The sequence below is a fragment of the Methylorubrum podarium genome (assembly GCF_022179745.1).
Classification (GTDB): Bacteria; Pseudomonadota; Alphaproteobacteria; order Rhizobiales; family Beijerinckiaceae; genus Methylobacterium; species Methylobacterium podarium.
On sequence record NZ_BPRD01000147.1, the window covers coordinates 1 to 8,945 of the forward strand.

The 8,945-nt window shown below is 70.8% G+C and carries 8 protein-coding genes; 4 read left to right on the top strand and 4 right to left on the bottom strand.

Annotation, left to right across the window (positions count from 1 at the left end):
* Positions 1-97: 97 nt before the first annotated feature.
* Entirely contained in the window at positions 98-328 is a 231-nt protein-coding gene (locus tag MFF42_RS07775; RefSeq protein ID WP_096485175.1) for a hypothetical protein, read from the bottom strand.
* A gap of 133 nt (positions 329-461) precedes the next feature.
* On the bottom strand, positions 462-3,494 hold the full coding sequence (locus MFF42_RS07780; protein ID WP_238255227.1) for a glycosyltransferase: 3,033 nt from the start codon (positions 3,492-3,494) through the stop codon (positions 462-464).
* A gap of 337 nt (positions 3,495-3,831) precedes the next feature.
* On the opposite strand from MFF42_RS07780, the gene MFF42_RS07785 reads away from it, so the two are divergent.
* Positions 3,832-5,103: a hemolysin family protein gene (locus tag MFF42_RS07785; protein WP_238255233.1), complete on the top strand. Its 1,272-nt coding sequence runs from the start codon at positions 3,832-3,834 to the stop codon at positions 5,101-5,103.
* Positions 5,104-5,111: 8 nt separating this feature from the next.
* Entirely contained in the window at positions 5,112-5,825 is a 714-nt protein-coding gene (locus MFF42_RS07790; protein WP_238255228.1) for an NAD-dependent deacylase, read from the top strand.
* Positions 5,826-5,832: 7 nt separating this feature from the next.
* Here the strand turns inward: MFF42_RS07790 and MFF42_RS07795 are convergent, their stop codons facing one another.
* Positions 5,833-6,579 (bottom strand): proteasome-type protease, encoded by a 747-nt coding sequence (locus MFF42_RS07795; protein WP_238255229.1) that lies wholly within the window; start codon positions 6,577-6,579, stop codon positions 5,833-5,835.
* A gap of 125 nt (positions 6,580-6,704) precedes the next feature.
* Positions 6,705-7,574 (bottom strand): transglutaminase family protein, encoded by an 870-nt coding sequence (locus tag MFF42_RS07800; RefSeq protein ID WP_238255230.1) that lies wholly within the window; start codon positions 7,572-7,574, stop codon positions 6,705-6,707.
* Between the two features lie 543 nt (positions 7,575-8,117).
* On the opposite strand from MFF42_RS07800, the gene MFF42_RS07805 reads away from it, so the two are divergent.
* Complete coding sequence (locus MFF42_RS07805) at positions 8,118-8,528, top strand: hypothetical protein (RefSeq protein WP_238255231.1); 411 nt, start codon at positions 8,118-8,120, stop codon at positions 8,526-8,528.
* A 75-nt stretch (positions 8,529-8,603) separates the two neighbouring features.
* Positions 8,604-8,945, top strand: a 342-nt coding sequence (locus MFF42_RS07810; protein WP_238255232.1) for a glycosyl hydrolase, incomplete at its 3' end; no start/stop codon positions are given.

Here is an 8,945-nt window from a genome sequence, read left to right on the forward strand (position 1 = left end):
CGCGGCGGCGTTCCTGCTCGGCCTCGGAGCGGCCGTTCTCCTCAACACCTTCCTCGCCTGACGCCGATCCGGTCGTGTCGGGCGTCGCGGAGCTTTTTCAGGCCGCCACGCTCGCCAGGGCGTGGCGGTTGCCGTGCAGGCCCGCGCAGAGATCGTCGATCTCCGTCACGTCGAGGGCCTCGCCGCTGCTGGCGGCGATGGTGTCGATCAGGTCGTCCTTCCGGGGGTCGAACGGGTGACCCTGCATCCGGTAGAACTGGTAGTAGCGCAACGCCGCCAGAAGCGTGTCGCGCTCGCGGGCGGTGACGGTGAGGTTCTGCGTGGTCATGGGCTTCCCCTTGGCTTGCAACGAACGCCGAGGCGAGACCGCGCGCGACTCGCCTAGCTTGACCGTTGTAGCCGCCCGGCCGCGGCCCCGTCTATGACATGTGGCGGGATCGCAGGGGCCTCGCTCCCGGCGCTCATCCCGGCACCGTCCCCGCCCTCCGCAGCGTGGACGGCGTGCTCGAACGGGCCGAAGGGACGGGTTCGGGTAATCCGTAATAGTCTTCCAGGATCCGCGGATAGGCGGCCGGCCGGAACGGCCTGCGGGCGGCCCAGAGCGCGTCGATGGGGAGCGCGAGCAGGGCCGCGTTCAGCCGCTGCGGGTCGTCGGCGAGCGCCGGATCGAGGCGGTGGCCCTCGCCGCTCTCGCGCAGCCGCTCGGCCTGGGCGCCGAGATCGAACACCACCGGCGGCACGCCCGCGGCCAGCGCCAGGGAGAGCGTGTAGCAATAGGTCTCCGGCCAGATCGATGGCAGCAGGGCGAGGTCGGGGTCGAGCCGGACGATCTCGGCCAGCGCCGTCGCGTCGTTGCCGTAGAGGCCGGTCTCGCGCACGCCCGCGGCCTCCATGGCGCGCGGCTCGGCCGAGTGGCCGACGATCGTGAACACGATCGGCAATTGCCGCAGCCGGGCATCGAGGGCGAGGTTGTGGACGACGTCGTACCCCTTGTGCGCGCCGATCGATCCGATCACCGCGACCCGCAGCGGCCCCTCCCGGCGCTGGCGGGCCTTGAGCGCGATGCCGGCCGGCGTCTCCTCGTGCGGGCGCAGCACGATGCGGTCGAGGTGCAGCGCCGGACCGATGCGGGCGGCGAGATCGGCGGAGGGGGCGAACACCGTGCGCGCGCGGTCGAGGAAGCCGGCCCAGAGCCGCCGCCGCTCGGCGGGATCGGGCAGGAGGATCCCGTCGGCGTCGCGGTCGAGGCGGATGCAGTCGCGGCAGGCGGCGGGCTCCGCCAGGCCACAATAGACGTTGTCGGGCCGCACGAGGTTGTTGCGGTGGCAGACCGCGGCGTAGTCGTGCAGCGTCACGTCGTAGCCGGTGCCCGCCTCCTCGATCAGCCGCATCGCCGCGCGGGTCGCGGGCGCGTCGAGCCCCGCCAGCGAGTGGACATGCACCATCGCCGGCCCGAGCCAGCCGATCAGCTCGGCGAGGAGATCCGCGTCCCGGTCGAGGGAGAGCGGGTCGAGGATGGAGACGGGGAAGTCGATCCCGCCCGATCCGGGCAGGCCGAGCTTGAACCCGCCGGGCTCGTCGGTGCGCAGGTAGACGACACCGAGCCCGGCCTCGGCGAGGCGCAGGCTCAGCGACTCGATATGGGTCTCGACGCCGCCGCCGAAATCGTGGGTGACGATCACGGCAAGGCCGCGTTCGGCGCTGGCCCTCGCGCGCTTGGCGAAGCGGTAGAGGTCGAGCCGGCGCCGGGCGAAGCGGGCGGGATCGACTTCGATGTGGTTGTGGACCCGGCGCTGGTAATCGGGGTGCTTGGTCAGGATCGTGCGGAAGATGTCCGCGCCCTTGCTCGCGAGCAGCGCGCCGAAGGAGACGCTGCCGGAATGGAACACGAAGACGTCGTGGGCCAGGAGGTTGGTGAAGCCCGCCTTGAGGGCGCGCATGCAGAAATCGTTCTCCTCGCCGTAGCCGCGCCCGAAGGTCTCGGCGTCGAGGAGACCCACCGCAGCGATCGCCTCCCGGCGCATCGCCATGCAGAAGCCGACCCCCGTCGGCACCGGCGAACTCGTGCGGGCGTTGCAGGCGCGGGTGAAGGCGTCGATCTCGGCGGGCGTGATCTCGAGCCGGGCCTGGTTGTCGACGTTCGGCCGCGGATAGCTGCAGATCGTGGCGTTGTTGGAGAACGGCGTCACCGTGGCGACGCGGGGGTCGGCGTCGAGGTGCCAGAGCATCCGGTCGAGCCAGTCGCCGTAGACCACGATGTCGGCGTTGAGGAGCACCACGTCCTTGCCCGCGGCCCGCTCGAGGCCGCGGTTGCAGGTCCGCACGAAGCCCAGATTGGCGTCGTTGACGAGGTGGGCGAACAGGCCCCGGCCGGCGAGGTCGGCGAGCGCCGCGCTCAGGCGCGGATCGGGGCTGCAATCGTCGATGACGAGGAGGGCGAAGGGCGTGGCCTGCGGCGCGCTCAGGACCGAGTGGATCGCCCGCAGCGTGTCGTCGTAGCCCTTGTAGACCGGCATGATCAGCACGGCCCGCGCCGCGGCGATGTCGGCGGCCCCCTGCGCCTGCGCCCACTCGGCCGGGCTCGGCGCGACCTGCGCCGGCCAATTCCCGAGACCGAACGGCGTCGGCCGGAAGCCGCGGGCCTTGCCCACCGCGAGATAGTGGAAGAACGGGTTGAGCCCGGCGCCGATCTCCCGCCGGTAATGGCTGCGGTAGAAGCGCACCGAGAAGTCGGGGCTCGGATCGCGATCCTCGCGGGCGCCGAAATCGAGGAAGTGGCGGACCGGATCGACGCCGGAGCGGCGGATGTCGGCGTTGGTGTCGAGATAGTGCTCCCGGTCGAAGGCGGCCGCGACCGTCTCGTAGATCTGCGCGTCGGAGGCCTCGGTCGGGTCGGCGGGCAGCGACGCCGCCTGCGGCTTGGCGCGCCGCACGGGCGGCGCGGCGGCCTCCGAGGCCTGGAGCCGCCGCGTCGCGGCGAAATGGTAGAGCGGGCTGACGCCGAGGCGCCGCATATGGGCGTGGCGCTGCAAGTAGGCGTCGCCCGAGAAGGCGTCGTTCGGATCAAGCCCCCGCCGCCAGCCCTTGGTCAGGTAGTGGGCGAGCGGATCCTCGCCGCCCTCCAGCCCGGCGAGACGGGCGTAGTACGGCGCGTCGAAATAGGGTTCGACGACAGCGGCCTGGAGCGCCGGAAAATCCGGACCGGGCTGCGTCGGGACCCGCAGCCGCTCGGCGGCGGAGAGGCCCGCATAGTGGAGAAGCGGGTTGACCGGTGGCCGGTCGGCGAGGTGGCGGTCAAGGTAGAACAGCGTCGAGAACACCGCGGACGGGTCGCGGCCCTCGAGCCAGCCGTGATCGAGGTAGTGCTGCAGCGGGTCGCCCCCGCCCACGGCCACGTCGAGATAGGCAGCGCCGTAGAAGGCGGGATCGAAGAAGGGTGCGGCGGTCGCGGCATCGCGGCGCTTGGGCCGAAACAGCCTCGGCAGCTTGATCACAGCCACATCCCTCGAAAACGCAGTCACTGGCCCCGCCGCGGGGTTCCGGCCCTGCGAAGACATGGGAACGAAGTGTGGCGTGGCCGGGGCAACGCTGCCTCCATACAGTATTGTGCCGGACGATGGCTGCCGGCTTTCGTGAAACGAGGATGCGTCCGCCGGTCCGATGACGCGGGCGGGGCGGCCCACGTGAGAATCCGCCCGAACCCCTTCCCCCGTGACGGGGTTCGGCTCTAAGCATCGGTGCCGCCTCAGATGCGGTCAGCAGTGCGGCATTGCCCGGGAGGGCACGATTTCGGACGGTCTCTGGTCATCGGCGCTCGGCCTCCTTGCGGTCATCGCGCTCGTCTTCGCCAACGGCTTCTTCGTCGCGGCGGAATTCTCCCTCGTCGCGGTGCGGCGCAGCCGGGTTGCCGAGCTGGTCAACGAGGGGCGGGCCAACGCCCGAGCACTTCAGCGCGCCACCGACCGGCTCGACGCGCACCTCGCCGCGACGCAGCTCGGCATCACCCTCTCCTCGCTGGCGCTGGGCTGGGTCGGCGAGCCGGCGCTGGCTCACCTGATCGAGCCGCTGTTCCACTGGCTGCCGGAAACCGCCGCCGGCATCACCGCGCACACGCTGGCCGTGGCTCTGGCCTTCGCCGTCATCACCACGCTGCACATCGTGCTGGGCGAACTGGCGCCGAAGAGCCTCGCGCTCCAGCGCAGCGAGCGCACGGCGCTCGTGATCGTGCGGCCGCTGACCCTGTTCCTGTTCATCTTCGGCCCGGCGATCCACCTCCTCAACGGGCTGGGCAACGGCGTGCTGCGGATGCTCGGCCTGCGGCCCGGCGAGGGCGAGGGACACCTCCCCTCCCCGAAGGAGCTCAGCCTGCTCGTCACCGCGAGCCACGAGGCCGGCCTGCTGCACGAGGCGCAGGAGGACGCGGTGGCGCGCATCCTCGCCATCGGCGAGCGGCGCATCCGCGAGATCATGACGCCGCGCAACGAGGTGGACTGGGTCGATCTCGACGACAGCCAGGAGGAGATCATCGAGGCCGTGCGCGCCTGCCGCCACGAGCAGCTCGTCGTCAGCCGCGGGCAGATCGACGACGTGGTCGGCGTGCTGCGCAAGCAGGATCTCCTCGACCAGTTCCTCGACAACAAGCCCCTCGACGTGAAGGCGGCGACCCGCGAGCCCATCGTCGTCCACGAGGGGCTGGCGATCCTGAAGGTGCTGGAGATGTTCCAGACCAAGCCGGTGCGCATGGCGATCGTCGTGGACGAGTACGGGAGCCTGGAGGGCATCGTCACCCAGACCGACCTGCTGGAGGCGATGGCCGGCGAGATCCCCGAGCCCGGCGAGGAGCGGATGGTGGTCGAGCGCGAGGACGGCTCGCTGCTCATCGACGGCATGATGTCGGCGACCGACGCCTTCGATCGCCTCGGCTTCCCGGAGCGTCCGCGCTCGGACGACTTCTCCACGCTCGCCGGCTTCTTCATCGTCCAGCTCGGACGCATCCCGACGGAGGGCGACAAGATCGAGACGCAAGGGTGGCGGATCGAGGTCGTCGACATGGACGGGCGGCGCATCGACAAGGTGCTCGCCGCGCGCCTGCCCGACGCCTGAGCGGTGCGATGACCCGCACCGTCTTCGTCCTCACCGGCGCCGGGATCTCCGCCGAGAGCGGGCTCGGCACCTTCCGCGACAGGGACGGCGTCTGGGCGCGGTTCGATCCCATGCGGCTCGCGACCCCCGACGGCTTCGCCGCCGATCCGGTGCTCGTCCACGAATTCTATAACCAGCGCCGCCGCGACGCGCGCGCCGCCGCCCCGAACCCGGCGCACGCGGCGCTCGCCCGGCTAGAGGCGGGGCTGGCGGCGCGCGGCGGCCGGCTGTTCCTGTGCACGCAGAACATCGACGACCTTCACGAGCGGGCGGGCTCGCGCCACGTCGTGCACATGCACGGCGAATTGTTGCGCGCGCGCTGCACCGCCTGCGGCACGGAAACCGTCTGGCACGAGGATCTCGGCGTCGAGACACCGTGCCCGCATTGCGGCCGCCGCGAGACGATGCGGCCCGACGTGGTGTGGTTCGGCGAGATGCCCAAACAGCTCGACGTCATCGACGAGGCGCTCGCCGAGGCCGACCTGTTCGTGGCGGTCGGCACCTCCGGCGCGGTCTACCCGGCGGCGGGCTACGTGGCGCAGGCCCGCGCCTTCGGCATCCCGACCCTCGCCCTCACCCTGGAGGCCGCCGACAATGCCGACCTGTTCGAGGCGACCCGGCTCGGTTGCGCGAGCGAGACCGTGCCGGCTTTCGTCGACGAGGTGTTGAGCGCAAAAATGTGACCCGCGCCTACCGCTGCGGCCCGTAGGGCGGCCGCGGGATCGCGCGGTGGGCGGCCCTGAGCGCCGCCGACCAGCGCTCGCGCAGATCGTGGAAATAGCTCTCGCCGGCCTCGATGCGATGGTTCACTTCGAGGTCGCGGGCGCCGCGGCGCTGCACGGCGATGTCGATCGGCAGGCCGACGCCGAGATTCGAGCGCATGGTCGAATCCATCGAGACGAGGCCGACCTTCAGGGCGTCGTAGAGATCGGTCTCGAACGTCACCGCCCGGTCGAGGATCGGCTTGCCGTATTTGTGCTCGCCGATCTGGAGGAAGGGCGCCTCGCGGCTGCACTCGATGAAGTTGCCGGCGGAGTAGATCATGAACAGCCGCATCGGCTCGTCGCCGATCTGCCCGCCGAACAGGAACGACACCTCCATGCGCAGGTTGGCGGCCTCGAACCCGGCCTGCTCGATCTCGCGCACCCGGCGGATCGCCCGGCCGACGAGCTGGGCCGCCTTGAACATGGTGGCCGCGTCCGCGAGCTTCGGCGGCGTCTCGCCCTCGATGTCGTCCACGCCCTCGCGGAGCATGCTCAGCACCGACTGCGTCATCGAGAGGTTGCCGGCCGAGGCCAGCATCATCACGCGCTCGCCCGGCACGTTGAACATGTGCAGCTTGCGATAGGTCGAGATGTTGTCGAGCCCCGCATTGGTGCGGGTGTCGGCGATCATCACCAGCCCGTCCTCGACGAGCACTCCGACGCAGTAGGTCATGGCGGCACCCGCCTCAGGCAAAAGGGCCCGGTGAACCGGGCGGATCGTGGCGGCCCGCTTCGCACGCGCCGCGCGCGGGCCGCAAGAGACCTTGTTCGAGGCCGGGCCTCCGCTCGGAGCGTGCCTCAGCCCTGCGATTGACTCTGCGTCTGCTGGCCTCGCGCCTGATGCTGCGATTGCGCCTGAACCTGCTCGACCCGCAGGGCCACGTCGAGGGTTTCGGTGCCCCCGCCCATGCGGCTGCCGCGGATCGGCGCGGCGCCGAGATAGTCGAGGCCGACGGCGACGCGCACATGTGCCTCGGTCGCCGAGAGGCCGTTGGCGGGGTCGAAGCCAACCCAGCCGAGTTCCGGCACGAGCGACTCCGCCCAGGCATGGGCCGCCTTCTGGTCGTCGCCGCCGTCGTCGCGGCGGAAATAGCCCGAGACGTAGCGGGACGGGATTGCCAGGTGCCGGGCGGCGGCGAGGAAGATATGGGTCAGATCCTGGCACACGCCTTTCCCCGCCTCGAAGGACTGGGCGGCACTGGTGGCGGCGCTGGACGGGCCCGGCTCGAAGACCACGGCGTCGTGCACGGCGGCGAGCAGGCGGTGCAGGGTCGAGAGCGGATCGCGCTCCCCCGCCGCCCCCGCGACCCTCTCCGCGAAGGTCTTGAGGTCCGGGCTCGCCTCGGTGAGCGGCGTGTCGCGCAGGTAGAACAGGTCGGGCAGGCGCTCGACCGCGCCGCGCACGATGCCGCTCGTCTCGAAGGTCTCGATCTCGCCGGTCACCCGCACGGTGAGCGCGTCGGTGGGATCGTCGGCGGTGAACCAGTGGACGAGGTTGCCGAACCCGTCCTCGCGGGCGGTGAGCCGCCCGTTGACGGAGGGCTCGATCCGCCACTCGCGCACGTGCTGCCCGTCATGGTCGCGCGGTGTCAGCCTCAGGATCTGGATCAGTCCGCGGGCCGGCTGCTCGTAGGTGTAGACCGTATCGTGGACGATCCGGATGCGCATGCCTTGATCCTGCCGGGGCGAGTCGCGGCACGCTAGGGCACGGGAGACGATTTGGAAATCGGGCGGCCTGCCCAAAGCGTTGGCAGGACGGGCGTTCTCGATCCTCCGCTGTCTTGCGCGCACTGCGCCGCCGTGCGGTGACCCCACGGCCCGGACGATCCCTCCGGCGAACCCGAGGATGGCGGTGCAGATGCTCGGGCGAAGCCGGCGCCCCCCGACCGGCCCGCGATCAAACTCCAGCCTTGGTCGCTCCGAAGAAGCGCCGGAACGATCTTGCAGGGACCGTTGTTTCCGGGCCCCGAGCGTACAGCGTTCCGTCGGGACGATCCGACCGAAGCCCCGATCGCGAAGCCAGAGCATCGCGCCTCCTCTTGCCGCAGAACTGCGGCATGAAGAAAAGACTTTGCCTATACGGCTGATACCTCCACGTTAATCTGCCGTTCATTGCAGCAATTTGTTCGGTTTCAGCGCAAATTTCTTGGAACGGTCTTTCCGAACTCTCCGTTTCTGGTCCCGCAACGACCGAAACACTCGGAGGAAATCATGCTCAAGCACATTCGCGTCGCCGCTCTCGCCGGCACTTTCATCGTCGGCGGCGCGGCGCTCGCCCTCGCTCAGTCGTCCTCGACGACCGGCACCGGTGGTTCCTCAGCGGGCGGCGGCACCAGTTCCTCGACGGTGGGGACCGGCGGCTCCTCGGCCGGCTCGGGCGGCGGCTCGGGTTCCTCCTCGACGACCGGCACCGGCGGCTCGTCGGCGGGCGGCGGCACCAGCTCCTCGACGGTCGGGACCGGCGGCTCCTCGGCGGGCAAGAGCGGCAGCGGCTCGTCCATGGGCTCGGGCGGTTCCTCGTCCGGCATGTCCGACGGCGTGGGCAAGTCCGGCAGCGCCCCGGGACACGACAAGAGCGGCCCCGGAAACTCCGAGAACGCGCCGGGCCACAACAAGCGCTGAGCCGCGGCGAGCGTGAAGGCGCGGGCGCGGTTCGGACGAGCCGCGCCCGTCTCGGCTCCTGAGGAGGGACGCATCATGGCACGCGTGATCCTGCCGCTTCTCGGCGGCGCACTCGCTCTCGCCGGCATCGCCGCGATGCAGGCGCAGACCAGCGCTCAGACCAGCACCGTCCGGACCGGCCCGGACGGCGTCTCGAGCAGCACGACCGTCACGACCGGCCCCAACGGCAAGCCGTGCAGGGTCGTCCACTCCGACGATGCCAAGGACGGGGCCAAGGACCCGGCGAAAAACTCCGGCACGCTGTCGAGTTCGGTCACCGCCGGTCCCGACGGGGTGAAGAGTTCCACCACCGGAGGCCCGTCGGTGACGACGCGATCGGGCGACGGCACGACCAGCAGCTCGGCCAGCAGTTCGAGC